The organism is Leptolyngbya sp. PCC 6406 (assembly GCF_000332095.2).
In the GTDB taxonomy this organism is placed as follows: domain Bacteria; phylum Cyanobacteriota; class Cyanobacteriia; order Phormidesmidales; family Phormidesmidaceae; genus PCC-6406.
Map to the genome: position 1 here is coordinate 3,023,976 of NZ_KI913949.1, position 17,058 is coordinate 3,041,033.

A 17,058-nucleotide genomic window follows, 5' to 3' on the forward strand; every position below is an offset into this window, starting at 1 on the left:
ACCCTGCATAGGGTAAGCCTAAGGCTAACCTATGCTGGAGCAACTCTTTACCGCGAATACCTTGCCCGACTTGAAGGTAGATCCCCTACGACCACTGAAGGGGGTGATCATTGGTGCAGGGCAGGTGGGCATGGCCTGTGCCTACGCCATGGTGATTCAAAACACCTTTGATGAACTGGTGATGGTGGACATCAACCAGGACAAGCTGGAGGGGGAAGTCATGGACCTCCAGCAGGGGATGCCCTTTGTCCAACCCACCCAAATCACAGCAGGCACCCTGGCGGATGGGGCCGGGGCCGACATCGTGATCATCACTGCTGGCGCTGCCCAGAGGCCGGGAGAAACCCGCCTAGCTCTGGTACAGCGCAATGTGGATATTTTGAAAAAGCTGATTCCCGAAGTGGTCAGCCATTGTCCTGAGGCTATTCTGCTCCTGGTGGCCAATCCGGTGGATGTACTGACCTATGTCGCTGGGAAACTCTCGGGGCTACCCAGTGCGCGGGTACTGGGGTCGGGCACGGTGCTGGATACCGGACGGTTTCGCTATCTTCTGGCCCAAAAGCTGCGGGTCGATCCTCGCAGCCTCCACGCCTATATCATTGGCGAACACGGTGACAGCGAAGTGCCCTTTTGGAGCGAGGCCAACATAGCTGGGGCACGCATCTATACTGATAAGCTTTCAGCCTCAGATCGGGCTACTTTGGATGATGTCTTTATCCAAGTCAAGCAGGCCGCCTATGAAATCATTCGCCGCAAGGGCTACACCAGCTATGCCATCGGTTTGGCGGTAAGCCAGATTGTCCAGTCCATCCTGCGAGATCAAAATCGAGTGCTGACGGTCAGCTCGTTGATGAACGGTCCCCAGGGGCTCCAGGATGTCTGTCTGAGCCTGCCCTCGGTGGTGGGGCGATTTGGCGTAATCCGCGTGTTGAATGTATCCCTCAACGATCGCGAGCGATCGCAACTGGATGCCTCCGCCGCCACACTCCGGGCCGCCCTCGACCAGATCCAGTTTTAGCCAGTTTCCAGCCCAGAAACCCCCCTTTTCTTGCTTAACCGACGGGTTCCTTGTCGGCAGAACCGTAGGCCCTAATCTTCTGACTCAAGTGGAGAAAGTTAAAGACTTGGGTATGCCCCTGCTGAGCTTGCCAGGTAATACTCCCTAAACACAGCAGGATAGAAATGACCACTGGAGCAGTAAAGCTCACTAGCAAATCCCCAGATCCGGGTAGGCCATTCCAAGGGGCAAAGTCTGGTCTAGGGAAAAAGAGTGCCCCGGTGCCGATGGCAATCAGAGTGCTCCAGAGGGCGATCGTCCCCGTCAGCCGTCGGGAATAGAGCCCAAACAAGACTGGAAACAGTGCCCCAGCACAGACTAAATCCGCCAGTAAGAACAAATACAGGACGTTATAGCCTCGGGCCGCGATCGCGATTGCCGGAATCCCCACCACCACCGCCATGCCCCGACAGAGACGCAGAATGCCCTGGGTCGCCATGCCAGGAAACAACCGCAGTAGGTCCGTGGTAAAGACGCTGGCGATGCCATTCACCAGGGTATCGAGGCTGGACATGACCAGGGCCAGCACCAGAACTAATACCCCAATCGTGACGATACGGGGTAGGGCCAATTCTTGAATCAGGGCAAAGAAGGTGCGATCGTCGCTAAAGCCAAAGTGCATTCCCAAGATGCCCAGTAACCCGGCGATGAATAGGAGGGGCACAATTACTAGAAACGATCCCAAAAATGCCCGCCGCACCACCCCATCATTCCGGCAAGCATAGATGCGCTGCCAGTTGGCCTGGTTAAACATTTCCGCTGCAATAATGGCGATGATCAGGGTGAGCCCAAACTTCTGTCCCGGACCATAGCCCAAGCTGAACAACTCTGGAGCGGATTGTAGGACCGGCGCGATCGCGGCTTCCCATCCCCCCAGAGCCACCACCACCACGCCAAAGCTCAACAGCAACAGGGGAACAATCAAGGCAAACTGAATCGCATCGGTGAAAATCGTCGCCCCCAATCCCCCTACGGTGGTGTAGACAAACACCGCCCCCATTACGACCAAGGCCGTCACCCACAGCGGCACCCCTGCCATGAGTTCCACTGCTTTTGCGATCGCAGTTAGCTCCGCCGTCAGATAGACAAACATGTAGAAGGTGATAATGGCCAAGGTCACCCAGTACATGGCATTGCCAAAGCGATAGAGCACATACTCATTCAAAGAATGGCCCTGGGGCATCAGGTGACGAATTCGCGGTCCCAACACAGCAAAAGCCACAGCGGGCGTCGCCTGTCCAATGCAATAGCCCAAAATTCCCGCCACCCCACTTGTGGCCCCCACCTCCGGAGGACTAAACAAAATCCAGGCCCCCATCGCACTAGCCACCACCGTCGCCAGCGCCATACCCGTACCGAAGCGATTGCGACTGACCATGAAGTCCTCCAGGTCAACCGCCTGACGGCTAGCCTGGATTACCCCCAACACCGTAAACACCGCAGCGGTCACCAACGTGACCCACAGCCCCACCGCCCCAATCGCCATAGCCCATCCCCCCCGATTGCTTTAAATAGCGCCGGGGTGCTCAACCTGTCAAAGCGAACAAACTTCAGACAGAACTAGGGGCAAACAGGTTTCCCCTGTCACCACCACTACCGAAGCTGGCCCTACGTCGTTTTGGTACCCTTGACCGCAAGCAACGCTTTCCTCCGCTGGTCTGAACCAGGTCAGGTTCTGAGGGTATAATCTCAGCCCGATTGCTCGGACACCCCTAGCTTGAGGCTGATTGTATCAGCCTTAGGAACGACCCGCCAGCTTCTGGCACAGACTCCGCTGCCAGAGATAATAAGGACTCACTAAGCTGAAGAGATAGAGCGTGAGTTCGCTAGCGGCAACCGTATCCGTCCAGGCATCACTGCCATAGCGCTTCAGGTGAATCAACACCTTGCGAAGATCATTCAGGTGATAGGCCCAAAACATCAGGGGACGCTTCCAGGCTGGGAGACTCAGCATCCGAGTACGATGGCGACTGAGGCCAATTCCCCGCATCAAACTCAGCAAATATTGCCGCTGGAGGCGCTTAGCGGGAATCTTGTGGGCAATTCGCATGGCAGGGTTGTACCAAACCTCTCCCCCCGCCTGCTGAATCTGGAGCACAGCCTCTATATCCTCCCCCGTGAGCATACTTTTTCCATCTCTGCCCCCCAATACGGGCTCATCCGGTACATGGCGAAGCCAGAGATCGCGCCGGACCACCATACCTGCACCTGGGGGCAGGATCTTTTGCTGAGGCCGATAGGGAATCGGCTCATTGCCCCGATCCGTCAGGGCTAGAAAAGCAGCAATACGTTCAAAATGTGCCGGGGGATCGGTTTCAAGATCACCATGAATACGACTTCCTATCACCGCAGCTTGGGGATGCTCTTGAGCAAAGTAGTAGGATGCCTGAATCCAATTGGACTCAGGTAAATTGTCATCGTCTAGAAACCCAACTAGGGAACTGTGAGCCTCACGGATCGCTGTGTGACGGGCGTAGCCTGCACCCTGGCGGGATTCAGAGGTGTAGCGCAATCCTAGGTGCGGATATTTTTTTTGGTAGGTTTGGACGACTTGAGGGGTTGCGTCAGTACTGTTGTTATCGACGACGATCACCTCCCAATTGCAGTCCTCTATGGGACCCTGCTCAACTAGACAGTCCAAAACATCAGGCAGTCGCTCGGCCCCGTTGTAGGTGCAAATCGCAACGGTGAAATCCAGAGCAGCTACTCCCTGTAAATTGTCAGAAGTAATGTTTTCCCGCAGATCCACTGTGCTTGAGTAGGACTTACCTGAGGCGTTGAAAGAGGTAGATGCCTTACGGAAAGACCGGGTTACGAAGGCGCTAGCGGGTCGGATAGAGCTGTCCATGGAGGTAGCCAATTGCGACAGGGTGGGGTGCTGTACGGCACCTGTCGATATCCTAAATAGCTCCTTGCCATCACCCCACAGGGGGATCACCCAAGTATTTTCCCGAAAATCAGTCTAAATTGACCCCGTCCACTGGAAAATACGGAATTGCTTTAGAGGTAAAACTATTCTTCACCTTATTCCCTAAGAATGGCTTCTAAAGTAGGAGAAATACTGTGAAAATACGGTGAAGATTAGGCTGGGAATTTTCTGGTGCCCCGGCAAAGCTGGGCAAACGTCGCCGGGGATCTGCCTCCGGCTCCTAGGGATAAGCTCACCCTGAGCGTATCCCAACCCGAATCTTGTCTGGTTACCAAGCGCGGATCGTTAAGGGCGGGGTGGGGGCTACGAGGGGAACCACAGTGCCGATGGCAGCGGCGGTGTAGCCCTGGGCGTGGAGCGATTCGAGACAAGCGGTGGCTTGTGCCGCTGGGACGCTGGCCAGCAGTCCCCCTGCCGTCTGGGGATCAAAGAGGATGCCGTAGAGGGGATGGGCGCTGTAGGTGCTGCCATTGCTCAAGGCCCGCGTCACCTGGAGATTCTGGGGCTGGAGGGAGCTGACTAGCCCCTGGGCTAGGGTTTCCCGTGCCCCCGCCAAGAGGGGCAAGTCCCGCAGATCCAGCTCGGCCCCCACCTGGGATGCCTCCACCATTTCCGCCAAGTGGCCCAGCAGCCCAAACCCGGTGATATCGGTGCAGGCGGTGGCTCCGTGGTGCCGCAGAATATGGGCGGCGGGGCCATTGGGCTGAATCATGGCCGCGATCGCACTTTCAATCCACTCCCCCTTGGCCCGGTACTGCATGTCAGCGGCAAACAGCGTCCCCGTGCCCAAGGGTTGAGTCAAGATCAACACCTGTCCCGGCTCCATGCCCCCCTTGGACCAGATGGCATCGGGGGCCACCCAGCCATTGCAGGCAAAGCCCAGGGACAGATCCGGCCCCGCCGTCGTGTGGCCCCCCACCAGGGCCGTATCGGCTATGGCCAGGGCTTTTTTCGCCCCCGCCAGCAGGTGAAATAGGGTTTCTTCCTGGAGGGTGAAGCTGCCGTAGGGAATCGTCGCCATCGCTAGGGCCGTTTGCGGCGTCGCCCCCATGGCATAGAGATCACTGAGGCAGTGCTTGACACAGATCTGGGCAAAGATAAAGGGATCGTCCACTAGGGCACGAAAGAAGTCCACGGTCTGGACCGCTAGGGTATGGGGCGGCAACTGGACGATCGCGGCATCATCCGGCGCAGTCAACCCCACCACAATGTCCTCCCGCTCCAGACTGGGCACCGTAGCCTGCGATCGCACCAGGGCACGACTCAAAACCGTTTGCCCCACCTTGGAACCGCACCCGGCACAGTACATGGACGGAGGCTGGTCCCGAGGGCCAGGGAAATTCTGCCCAGCGCCAGGGATTCCCAGGGCAGCCCCGAGGCCATCGGCCCGCCCTGGTCGAGGCTGGGGGCTCTCCACCATAGGCGGAAAATCCGAGAACAGGCCCATGAAGCGGCGATCAATGCGATCCTTCCAGGCCCGCATCCAGGGCGATTCCCAGGTGAAGGGGCCGCGAGATGCGATCGCACTGCCATCCCCAGTGTCAATGATGTTCAAATACTGGCGCTGGGGGCGAAAGGGTTTCAATGGGGTGCCCAATAATCGAGCTTGCAGGTTGTGGAACAGTGGCGGTCCCTGGCGCACCGCAAACACCCCCGCCTTGGGTCGGGGATGGTTGACCATCGTGGCCATATCCCCAGCGGCAAAAACCTGGGGATGGGAACAGCTTTCTAGGGTGTCCTGCACTAGCACAAACCCCTGGTCATTGGTGCGGAGCCCCGTGCCCTGAATCCAGTCTGGGGCCGCAGCCTGGGTAACCCAAAAAACGCGATCGCACGTTACCGTCAAGCCCGACTCGCAACGCACCCGCCGCCCAGTTCCCACCGCTTCCACCCCAGAGACCGACTCCCCCAAGTGGAGCTGAATGCCTCGCTCCTGAAAGTGTCGCCGCAACTTACGCCGAGTACTGGCATTGCGCCCAGAGGCAATATCCTCCCCCCGATGGAACAGGTGCAGGGTTAGCGCAGATTGCGATCGCCCCAGCCGCGCTAAGAGCTGCCACAACCGCACCTGCATATTCAGCGCTAATTCAACCCCGCCGACACCACCACCGACAATCCCGAGGGACAGGGCATCGGGATTCTGGGCCTCAATGTCTGCCAGCCAATCGACCCAAGCCCGCAACAAATCGGGCACAGGCTTAGCAGGAATCGCATACTCCGCCGCCCCCGGTACGGTGGCGGTAGCGGGGGTACTGCCAGTGTCCAGGGACAGCACATCGTAGGCAACGGGAGGATGGGTGGCACAGAGCACCTGCTGACGGTCCAAATCAAGACCGACGGCACGGTCCATAATCAGGCGGCATTGGGCAAAGCGGGTCAGGGGCCGCAAGTCAATGTGGGACTCGTCAAAGTCGTAGAGGCCAGAGATGTGGCAGGGCAACATCCCCGAATAGGGGGTATCTACCAGATTGGTAATCAGGGTCAAACGCACCCCTGCCAAGGGGCGCATGGCAAATTTCCGTAGCACTAGGGCATGGGTATGACCGCCACCGACAAAGACCAAATCCTGAGTCAGGGGGGTAGGGAATGGCATCCAAACTCCCCACAGCTTGGGGCATGAAACATCTTCCCTACAGTATGGGAATTCCCATGGATCAGTTTCAGCGTGTTTCAGCTAGACCCCTGTCCTGAATTGGCCTGTCTGGAATTGGGCCTCTCCTGAATTTGGGCAGAGGCCGCAGCGTGAATCGGGGCTGGAGTTCGTTAGCATCAAGCCAGGTGACTTCGGAGGTTCTATGCTCGCCCCTTCTCGCATGTCTCGCCAGGGAGAGATTGTAGAGGTCGTACTCCGTAACGGCTGGGATTACATGCGGCAACTGCTGACGGGCGGCAAGGCGAATGAGCCTGACATCCCCACCCCGGAAGTATTGCGCAATATCCTGACGGAGCTAGGCCCGGTTTACGTCAAACTGGGGCAACTGCTCAGCACCCGCCCTGACCTACTGCCCAGTAAGTACATTGAGGCCCTCAGTAGCCTGCAATCTACGGTGCCTCCGGTGCCAGCGGGGCAGATGGAGGCGTTTATTCGGCAACATCTACCCCAATCCCCTGAGGAGCTGTTTGACCATTTGGACTACACCGCGATCGCAGCGGGCTCCATTGGTCAGATTCACAAGGCCGTCCTCAAAGATGGACGTTCCGTGGCCCTCAAGGTACAGCGCCCCGGCATTGACCGCTTGGTGGAGCGGGATATGACGTTGATCCGCGATGTGGCTCGTCTTATGTCCGCCACCCAGTTTGGCCAGCGCTATAACGTCGTGGACCTTGCCCAGGAATTCAGCGAAGCCATCCGGGCAGAGCTCGATTTCACCACCGAGGCGGAGTATACCGATCTGCTGCGGCATAACCTGAACCAGAGTGATTGGTTTGACCCCAGCCAGTTGGTCGTGCCTGAAATTTTGTGGGAGTTGACCAGTTCCAAGCTGCTGGTGATGGAATGGTTAGAGGGGGCTCCCATCCTTACCAGCGACATTGCCCATTCCCTCGCTCCTGAAGCCGAAGCCCAGCGACAAGCCATCACCACGCTGCTGTTCCGAGCTTTTTTCCAGCAGTATTTTGGCAATGGCTTTTTCCATGCCGATCCCCACCCCGGCAATATGTTTTATCTCCAAGATGGGCGTGTGGCCCTGTTGGACTGCGGCATGATGGGCCGCCTCGATCCCCGCACCCGTGCCGTAATGACGGAGATGGTACTTGCGATCGCAAATTCCGACGCCCAACGCTGTACCCAACTCACCCTCAAACTGACAGAGCCCCTCGAACCCACCAATATCGCCAAACTAGAGAGCGAATTTACCCGGCTCATGGGGCGCTACTACGGCCTGAATCTAAAAAACATCAACACAGCAGAAATCTTTGGTCAAATCCTAGAAACAGGAACCCGTAACCATCTCCGCTGGCCCGCCAATATTGGCCTGTTCACCAAATCCATGGCCAACCTAGAGGGGGCAGCCCGCCAGTTCAACCCCGAGGTAAACCTGCTAGAGGAGGTGAAACCCCTGATGGTGGATCTGTTCCGGCAACAACTGGTGGGAGAAGATCCCCTGCAAACCCTGCTTCGCACCGGGCTAGAGTTTCGCAACCTCTCCCTAGAATCCCCCCGGCAGTTTGGCTTTTTGCTAGAGCGCATGAGTACAGAAACCTTACGCTGGAATCTCAGCTTGCAAGAGCTAGACGGCCTCCGTCGCAGCATCGACACAGCGGCCAACCGGCGGTCCTTCAGCACCGTTGTCGCCGCCCTAATCATCGGAGCCGCCATCGTCTCCACCAGTCAGCAGTCTTCCCAGGGGGTAATCCTCAGCAATATCCTCTTCGCCGCCGCCACCTTCCTGGGTCTCTGGCTGGTGGTGAGCATCCTGCGGTCGGGCCAACTCCGTTAGGCTCCGACCGACCTTGGGCCATCGTGCATCTCAGGGGAAACACTGCCCTTATCCTATTAATAGGGGTTAATAGGGGGCAGCATATTCCTGCACCAATTACGAACTGGCGACTAAGAACTACAGACGCCAATTACAGACGCCAATTACAGACAACAGAGGGATTGAGGGATGAGATGGCCAGGGAGAATATTCATAGAGGGCTATCGCCGCCTGCTCACCCATCCTCGCTTTGGCGGGTGGGTTCTGCTGGCTAGCTTTGCCTATCTGATTAGCCCCATTGATTTATCCCCAGATCTGGTGCCAATCTTGGGGCAGATCGACGATGTGGCCCTGATTTTTGTGATGGTGTCCGCCTTTACCCAGTGGGCTACCCAGCGTATGGCCCCGTCTCCCGAAGCCGAGGGCTCCCAACCAAACACCACCGCCCCAGAGGGGCAGACCGTAGATGTGAAAGCAGTCACCCTAGACCCAGAATCGTAGCCCTTCCCCCGATCGCCGACCCCACCCACCCCAATCTCTGTCACCCACCCACCGGGCAAGCACCCCACGACTCCGTTGCGCCGGTATACCACTGGACAAGCTGTTCGACAGGGCGGCACCACCCACCGGGCAAGCACCCCACGACTCCGTTGCACCTGCGGAACAACAGACCCAACGCAAAATGTTGGGTAATGCCCGGAAGAAACAGAGGGAAGCCTGTCATTCCGAGCGCAGGGAACAATCTCGGGCTCGCTCACGGAGACCTGATCTCGACTTAAGCTTCGTTGCCCATCCGCCAGGGAATAAATTACCCTGGCTCATCGCAGAAGTCCGTTAAAACGGACTCGCCCCCCTATCCCCAGCCCAGCTCCTAGTCTATTTTTAATGGCCATTAAACGAGGAATCTCGATCCCTCAGATAGTCCGAGATCCCTCACGACGCTCCGTTACTCCCCGAGCGCAGGGAGGGATCCTGTGATTTCTCGGGTGTCGGCATCGGAAGATTTCTGCCGTCGAGTACTAGAAACTTCATGGAAAATTTACCCACCCCAGAGGAAATTTTATGGGGAGCCCATAATAGGTCCGTTAGCCTTAATCGAGGACATTTACCAGTTCGCCTGTTTCATTTGGGCTCATTCTAATTATTTAGCTATTCTATGCACCTCCTGAAGTCTGCGGCCTTGTTAGCCGCCATTACTCCTATAGCCCTAGTCTCTCTGGCACCTGCTCCTGCCGTAGCAGGTGGCTTGGGCATCGCCTCTGACTACAACGTATTTGTCTTTGGTGATATGAACCAAAGCTCGGATGCTGAAGGTCGCGTTGCAGTGGGTGGCAATGCCACCTTCACCAATTTTGGTATCGGCGATCGCCTGCCCAACTCCAACGGCAGTGATACTCGCCTAGTGGTGGGCGGAGACCTGAACTACAACGGCGGTCAGATCTTTGGCGGCAATGCGATCGTAGGGGGTAGCGTCAACACCCCGGTGTATTTCAACTGTGCTCCCAATTGCGGTGTTAGTCAGGGTAGCCCCATCGATTTTGTCGCCGCCCAACAGAACTTGCTAGATGCCTCCGCCTACTGGGGTAGCCTCGCTACCACTGGCACTGCTGAACATAAGTGGGGTGGGATCTGGCTAGAGGGGGACAACTCCAGCCAGTCAGTGTTCAATATTGACGGCTCCTGGTTTTCAAACTCCACTTACCTCAATATCAACAAAGTGGCTAATAATGCCACCGTTCTCTTTAACGTCTTTGGCGACACGGTTAACATTGCCAACTTTGGTCTCAATCTCAACGGAATCAATAAGGAAAATGTCCTGTTCAACTTTGTGGATGCAACCCAGCTTTCTACCACTGGCTTTTCCTTTACGGGTAGTGTCCTAGCTCCTAAGGCCCACTACACCTTTAACAATGGCAATTTGGAAGGCAACCTGGTTGCAGCCTCGGTATCTGGCAGCGGGGAGTTCCACAACTTCCAGTTCAAGGGAAATCTGCCTACGCCTCCGGTGAGGGTTTCCGAGCCCCCAGACCAGCCTCCGGCGTCAGTGCCAGAACCCGCTCTGGGGTTAGGCTTGTTGGCTGTTGGCGCACTGATGATACGGCGACGCGATGGCCGGCCAGTCCTTGGCAATCGCGCTCAGGCTAGTACAACTCCCCAGGTGTAGCTCCCTATTACTGGGCTAATTCTTCAGGGCGCACGGAATCGTGCGCCCTTTTTTCGCTGCCTGCAAAAATTACGACGATTCGTTAACTTATATAAAGACACATTCATAAATACAGTTTCGCCTGGAGTTCCTCCACGTCCTCACCCATGCAACTGACTACCTTCGCTGCTAAGCTTTTCCAGCCCAACGTCAATCCCAATTTTTGGTCCCAGGCCACCCTTGCCCTTGCCCGTGCTGTTATTGGCATCATGATGGTGCACAACGGTCTCGACAAACTCGCTAACATTGAGAGTTTTTCCCGCGCCTATGTGGAATATCTGGGATTACCTTTCCCTATTTTTCTCAGCTATGTGGCGGCCTACACTGAGCTGATTGGTGCCCCACTGGTGGCGATTGGGCTCTTCACTCGTCCTGCCGCCTTGGGCCTCTTTAGCACCATGCTTGTCGCCATGTACCACCATGTTTCCGTAGCGGGGTTGAGCTTGCCCTACCTGGAACTATCTGCCATCTACGCTGCCTGTTTCCTGTACTTCACCGTGAATGGCGGTGGCCTATTCTCCACCGATGCACTGATCGCCAACGTTCTCGATACGACTACGTTGTCCCTGAAGGCCAAGCAAGTAATGCGACTAGAGCGATCCTTCCAATCTACGGCCACTCCCCAGGATACTGAGATCTCTGTCTAAGCGAGTGTCTGAAAAGGGTAGTTGCCTAGGAAAGAATCAGGGTTATGAGTACTGGCGCATGAGGAAAGAATAGGGGTTTCAGCACCCATACTCGACTTCTCAGACACCCTCCAATAAGACACAAGGGGAGCCGGAAAGTCTTGTCCGGCCTCCCCATTTTGGGGGTGCCATGTACACATATTTCTGATGGGTACTTCTGCTCCTTGCAACCCCCCTTAATCCCCCCTTGTTTAGCCTGCCCGATAGGGCTGGGGGGGAGGAGCAAGATGTGTACATAGCAATCCCATTTGATTTCTGAAGACCTTCGTAGCGTGGGTGAAGCAAAGCGTAACCCATGAAGAGGCTTACTCAAAGCTCATGCAGGATCGCTATGCACAGTAGCCCACCTACAGGATATCAGCCCGAAACCTATTGAGAGCTGCTATCAATAGTGGTAGGATGGCTCTCGCAGTTACTTAATAAGAGTAATTCGCAATAAGGGGTGACATCCTCCACTGGACAGCATCATGCTGGCCAAGAATTCTTGTGGGTATCTTCAAGAACTCTCCCAGCGCAAGAGCTGAGAGGGGGATGAAGTTGTGGGCCAACTTCGTCCTGATTGGGAATAATGTACCTAACAGCGGGTAAATTCCGGATTCTGGCCAACTTTAGGCTATTGCGACCTCCGGCACAGGTCCAAGATGGAATGTCAACCTCCTTCTGGCAGTAAACCCTAGCCTCCTGGTGTGAGGAAAAGTTGTACATTCAATGACTCAACAATTCTGGAAAAAAGTAGCATTAGCCAGCCCGGTTCTAATGGGTATGGTTGTAGGTAGTACTGCCCTAGCGTCAGACCCTTCCCTGACGGTACAAGGCTCTGGAGATGTTCCCCAGATGCTGGCGGATGAGGCCGTAGAAAACGAGATCGCGGATCTCCCTGCCCCTGAAGCCATAGAACCCATTTCCATCGCCACTCCAACGCAACTAGCCCAAGTCGCCAGCGTTAGCGACCTCAGCGATGTACTGCCCTCTGACTGGGCCTACACCGCGCTGCAAAACCTCGTAGAAACCTACGGTTGTATCGAAGGCTATCCCAACCGCACCTTCCGGGGTAACCAAGCCCTCACCCGCTACGAATTCGCCGCTGGCCTCAACGCCTGCTTAGACGTGATCGCGGGCCTGATCACCGGAGACGGCCTAGACGGCAGCACCCTCGCCACCATCCAGCGCCTCCAGCAAGAGTTCCAAGCCGAACTCGCCACCCTGCGCGGTCGTGTGGATGCCCTAGAAGCAGAAACCGCTCAACTCCGTGCCCAGCAGTTCTCCACCACCACCAAACTCCGGGGTCAGGTGGATGCCAACTTGGTCGTGCCCTTTGGCGACCGCCAGTTGGCGGCGGGCGGTCCCCAAATTGATAACTTCACCACCTTCACCAGTCGCGCACGGCTAAACTTCGATACCAGCTTTACAGGACGGGATCGTTTGCGAACCCGTCTTCAGGCCCGCGACGAACTGGGCGGTAACAATCGGGTTTTAGGGGCAGGGGGGCTCTTGGCCAATGGCGGGACCGGGGACTTCAGTATCAGCGTTAGTCAATTGTCTTACCGCTTCCCCATTGGTAGCCGCGTTACCGCTATCCTTGCTGCCGAAGGAATTGCCCGTGAAGACTTTGTTACCAGTACTATCGTGCCCTTCCATGGCTCTTCAGTGTCTGACGCGGGTAAGCCCCAACTCTATCCCTTTGACATGGGTGGTGGTGGTGGCTTCGCTGGTGGCTTGAGTTTCCGCCTCACGAATAGTCTGGTGTTTGACGCAGGCTATTCCAGCAGTCGCGGGGGAGCACCCCTTGGCGGATCTAATAACCCCAATGCGGGTGGTATCTTTGGGGCCAACAGTCAGAGCTACATCGCCCAGTTGAGCTTTCTGCCCGATAGCTTCTTCAAGGGAGCCTTGGTCTACTCGCGGGGGAACAGTGGCCCTGATCAGATCTTCACCAGCACTTACGGTGCCTTAGCTAGCCTTGACTTTGGCCGATTCATCCTAGCGGGTTATTTTGCCCACCATGATGAGGCTGGTACCCCGAGGAGTACCGATAGCTGGCAGATTGGGGTAGCCTTCCCCGACTTGTTCCTTGAAGGCTCCCAACTGGGGATTTACTACGCTAGTCTCCCTAGCTACAATGCCCGTCCCTATATGGTTGAGGGCTACTACTCCATTCCCGTGAGTCGTAACCTCACCCTAACCCCCGCCCTGATCTACGGGGATTTGGATCGGAACGCCACCTTTGACCGCAATAACTTCTATGGGGCGCTGCGGGCGACCTTCACGTTCTAGAGCCAGGGCCGGAATCGGGATTCCCCCTCTCCGGCTCTGATTTCATCGTTCCCACGCTGGAGCGTGGGAACAGCTCTCCAGACGCTGGAGCGTCTGGAGAGCCAGAGGCGCAGGAGCACCAAAGACAGCGTCCCCCCCTAGAGCCTACGGTGTACACATAAGTCACTGTTTGATGTGCATCCCGGCCTAACCCCCTCTAACTCCCCCTTGTAAAGGGGGAGGACTGGGTATCAAGCCAAAGCGGGACAAATCTTGTGGGGAGGAGTCAGGAGCCAGGATCTAGGAGAGTACTGGATTCTGACTCCTGACTCCTGACTCCTGACTCCTGAATTCCTCGGAGCCCATATTGTCTCGGCTTACGTTGATGCCCGGAGGACTAGAGTTTCCTCAATAAAGTTACGAACCGTTACAAACTTCGCCTAAATTTTTTCCTATTTGAAGGAAATCAAAAGTTTGCTTTAGATTCTGGGGTTGGGTGCGTAGCATAGGCACCATAAGCCACAACCTGAGCCTGTGTTACGGTGTGGCTGCGCTCTCATTGCACCCCTACTCCCCTCGGGGAGACCTCACCATGAAACAGATTCCCGCGCCCATATGGACGCTTACGGTGGGTGTTGCCGTCACCCTGATCAGCCTTTGGGTGGGTCAAAACCACGGTTGGCTACCGGAGCAGGCATCTGCCCAGTCCGTCCTCGTAGATAGATTTTTCGATGTCATGGTCGTCATCGGCACCGCCCTCTTTTTAGTGGTGGAAGGAGCGATCGTGTACTGTATGGTCCAGTTTCGCCGTCCCAAGGGCGACGACAGTGATGGCTTGCCTATTGAGGGCAACCTACCCCTCGAAGCCTTTTGGACTGCTATTCCCGCTGTCATCGTCATTGGTCTTGGCGTTTACAGCGTGCAGGTTTTTCAAGAGATGGGGGGCTTTAGTCCCGGTGGGGGCATGGGTGGCCATGACCACGGCACTATGGTGGCCCAAGCTCCCGGCACCCCTATGCACGATCTCCTACCTGCCTCAGGCCATGGCGACGGCACCGTTGGCGACGGCACCCTCATCGCCAAATCCGTCTATGGCTTTGGCGCTCCCTTGGATAGGGAGGGCCAGACTGCCGATCTATCGGTGAATGTCGCCGGGATGCAGTATGCCTGGATCTTCACCTACCCCGACACCGGTATTGTGGATGGGGAGCTCCATGTCCCTGTTAACGCGGATGTGCAGTTGAATCTTTCCGCCACCGATGTGATCCATTCCTTCTGGGTGCCCCAGTTCCGCCTCAAGCAGGACGCAATCCCCGGTAAGGATACGGAACTACGGTTTGTTGCTATCAAGCCCGGTACCTACCCCGTCATCTGTGCCGAACTCTGCGGCGGCTACCACGGCGCAATGCGGACCCAGGTGATTGTCCATACCCCGGAAGATTACCAAGCCTGGTTGGACCAGAGACTGGCCCAGGGACCGACCGCCGCTAGCGCGATCGCACAAAATCCCGCCGATCTGTCTGCACCTGAATACCTTGCCCCCTACGGAGAAGCCCTAGGGGTCGAGCCCGGCCTCGTCACCCAGTTGGCCTCCAGCCTCCCTCCCCAGCAGTCCCACCTTCACCCTTCATCCCGATAGCACCTCTCCTATGGCTCAAGCAAATCTGACCAATCCGGAGACGGCCACAGTCGCCGCCCACCATCACCCTGAAAAGTGGAAGTGGTACGACTACTTCACCTTCAACGTCGATCACAAGGTGATTGGCATTCAATATCTAGTCACGTCCTTCATCTTTTATCTCATTGGGGGCTTGATGGCCCTCGCCATGCGGGCGGAATTGGCCACTCCCGCCTCCGATCTATTGGATCCCAATCTCTACAACGCCTTTTTGACCAACCATGGCACCATCATGATCTTCCTGTGGATCGTGCCGGGGGCCATTGGTGGTTTTGGCAATTACCTCGTGCCCTTGATGATTGGGGCGCGGGACATGGCTTTCCCCAAACTCAACGCCCTCGCCTTCTGGATTACGATTCCAGCGGGGATGTTGATTATGGGCAGTTTCTTCTTTGGGGGTGCCCAGGCTGGCTGGACCTCCTATCCACCCCTGAGCCTGATCACCGCCAATACCGCCCAGTCCATGTGGATTTTGGCCATTGTCTGCGCGGGAACTTCTTCCATTCTGGGGGCGGTAAACTTCATCATCACCATCTGGAAGATGCGGATTCCCAGCATGGGCTGGTACGACATGCCGCTCTTTTGCTGGGCAATCATGGCCACCTCTGTTCTGGCCCTATGTTCCACGCCAGTCCTAGCGGCGGGTTTGGTGCTACTGCTGTTTGACATTAACTTTGGTACCTCCTTTTTCCGGCCCGAGGCGGGGGGCGATGTGGTCATGTACCAGCACCTATTCTGGTTCTATTCCCACCCGGCGGTGTATCTGATGATTTTGCCCATCTTCGGCATTATGTCGGAGGTAATCCCGGTTCATGCCCGCAAGCCCATCTTTGGCTATAAGGCCATTGCCTATTCTTCCCTCACCATCTGCCTAATTGGGCTGTTTGTGTGGGTCCACCACATGTTCACTAGCGGCACCCCGCCCTGGATGCGGATGTTCTTTACCATCTCGACACTGATCGTGTCGGTGCCAACGGGAGTCAAGATCTTTAGCTGGGTGGCAACGCTGTGGGGGGGCAAGATCCGCTACAACAGTTCCATGCTCTTTGCCGTGGGCCTGCTGGCGATGTTTGTGCTGGGGGGTCTGAGTGGCGTTACTCTGGGCACTGCCCCAGTGGATATCCACGTCCACGATACCTATTACGTGGTGGCCCACTTCCACTATGTGCTGTTTGGCGGCTCCGTCTTTGGCATCTATGCCGGAATCTACCATTGGTTTCCCAAGATCACGGGGCGCTATATGAATGAGGGGCTGGGCAAGCTGCACTTTGTCCTGACCTTCATTGGCACTAACCTGACCTTCCTACCCATGCATGAATTGGGGTTAAAGGGGATGCCGCGTCGGGTGGCGATGTACGATCCCCAGTTCCAAACCATTAATCAGATTTGCACCTTTGGGGCATTTCTCTTGGGGGTTTCGGTACTGCCCTTCTTCATCAATGCTATTTGGAGCTGGAGCCGGGGCGAGAAGGCAGGCGGGAATCCCTGGAATGCCAAGACCCTGGAATGGACAACCGATTCTCCTCCCTCTATTGAAAACTGGGAGGTGCTTCCCGTTCTCACCCAAGGCCCCTATGCCTATGGTGAGGAGCCCGAACCTGCGAAAATGCCTAGTTCCTAGTACCGCAGGCGTAAATCAGCCCAACATTTTCTGGTCCCCTCTCCCAAGGGGAGAGGGCTAGGGCTTCGGCGTGAGATCAGTCAAACGCTCAGCCGAACGGTGAGGGGCAGAAATGTACCACGATAGAACGGTTAGGGTATTTACGCCGCAGGGTACTAGCTCAATACTGACGTTGTGGGGGACAATTTTTTCTCCACGACACCTCGAATCCGT

Annotated in this window: 11 protein-coding genes and 1 riboswitch; of the genes, 8 read left to right on the forward strand and 3 right to left on the reverse strand. The window is 56.4% G+C overall.

All coding sequences use genetic code 11. The annotated features are described in order from the left end of the window. Positions 1-31 precede the first annotated feature (31 nt). A complete protein-coding gene (locus LEP6406_RS0213365; RefSeq protein WP_008317958.1) occupies positions 32-1,018 on the forward strand; it encodes an L-lactate dehydrogenase in 987 nt (328 codons plus the stop codon). Positions 1,019-1,052: 34 nt separating this feature from the next. Here the strand turns inward: LEP6406_RS0213365 and LEP6406_RS0213370 are convergent, their stop codons facing one another. The 3 genes from LEP6406_RS0213370 to selD form a co-directional block, all read right to left on the reverse strand. Further along, positions 1,053-2,543 (reverse strand): sodium:solute symporter family transporter, encoded by a 1,491-nt coding sequence (locus tag LEP6406_RS0213370; protein ID WP_008317960.1) that lies wholly within the window; start codon positions 2,541-2,543, stop codon positions 1,053-1,055. A gap of 142 nt (positions 2,544-2,685) precedes the next feature. After that, positions 2,686-2,781, reverse strand: a riboswitch (TPP riboswitch). Between the two features lie 14 nt (positions 2,782-2,795). Continuing rightward, positions 2,796-3,905 carry a hormogonium polysaccharide biosynthesis glycosyltransferase HpsE gene (hpsE, locus tag LEP6406_RS0213375; protein WP_008317962.1) on the reverse strand — a complete coding sequence of 370 codons (1,110 nt, stop codon included), beginning with the start codon at positions 3,903-3,905 and terminating at the stop codon, positions 2,796-2,798. Positions 3,906-4,254: 349 nt separating this feature from the next. After that, a complete protein-coding gene (selD, locus tag LEP6406_RS0213380; RefSeq protein WP_008317964.1) occupies positions 4,255-6,579 on the reverse strand; it encodes a selenide, water dikinase SelD in 2,325 nt (774 codons plus the stop codon). 202 nt (positions 6,580-6,781) lie between these two features. Here selD and LEP6406_RS0213385 point away from each other — a divergent pair, with 202 nt between their 5' ends. The 7 genes from LEP6406_RS0213385 (at position 6,782) to ctaD (ending at position 16,845) form a co-directional block, all read left to right on the forward strand. Beyond that, complete coding sequence (locus LEP6406_RS0213385; protein WP_008317966.1) at positions 6,782-8,425, forward strand: ABC1 kinase family protein; 1,644 nt, start codon at positions 6,782-6,784, stop codon at positions 8,423-8,425. Positions 8,426-8,593: 168 nt separating this feature from the next. Further along, positions 8,594-8,905: a YkvA family protein gene (locus LEP6406_RS0213390; protein WP_008317969.1), complete on the forward strand. Its 312-nt coding sequence runs from the start codon at positions 8,594-8,596 to the stop codon at positions 8,903-8,905. A 655-nt stretch (positions 8,906-9,560) separates the two neighbouring features. Further along, positions 9,561-10,568, forward strand: coding sequence for a choice-of-anchor A family protein (locus LEP6406_RS0213395; protein WP_008317971.1), 1,008 nt, complete (start codon positions 9,561-9,563; stop codon positions 10,566-10,568). Between the two features lie 146 nt (positions 10,569-10,714). Continuing rightward, complete coding sequence (locus LEP6406_RS0213400) at positions 10,715-11,254, forward strand: DoxX family protein (protein ID WP_008317973.1); 540 nt, start codon at positions 10,715-10,717, stop codon at positions 11,252-11,254. 795 nt (positions 11,255-12,049) lie between these two features. Beyond that, complete coding sequence (locus tag LEP6406_RS0213405) at positions 12,050-13,567, forward strand: iron uptake porin (RefSeq protein ID WP_225886524.1); 1,518 nt, start codon at positions 12,050-12,052, stop codon at positions 13,565-13,567. Between the two features lie 571 nt (positions 13,568-14,138). Continuing rightward, the gene (locus LEP6406_RS0213410) at positions 14,139-15,185 is read left to right on the forward strand and encodes a cytochrome c oxidase subunit II (RefSeq protein WP_008317977.1); all 1,047 of its coding nucleotides are present in this window, start codon (positions 14,139-14,141) and stop codon (positions 15,183-15,185) included. Between the two features lie 10 nt (positions 15,186-15,195). Beyond that, a complete protein-coding gene (ctaD, locus tag LEP6406_RS0213415) occupies positions 15,196-16,845 on the forward strand; it encodes a cytochrome c oxidase subunit I (protein ID WP_008317980.1) in 1,650 nt (549 codons plus the stop codon). Positions 16,846-17,058 lie beyond the last annotated feature (213 nt).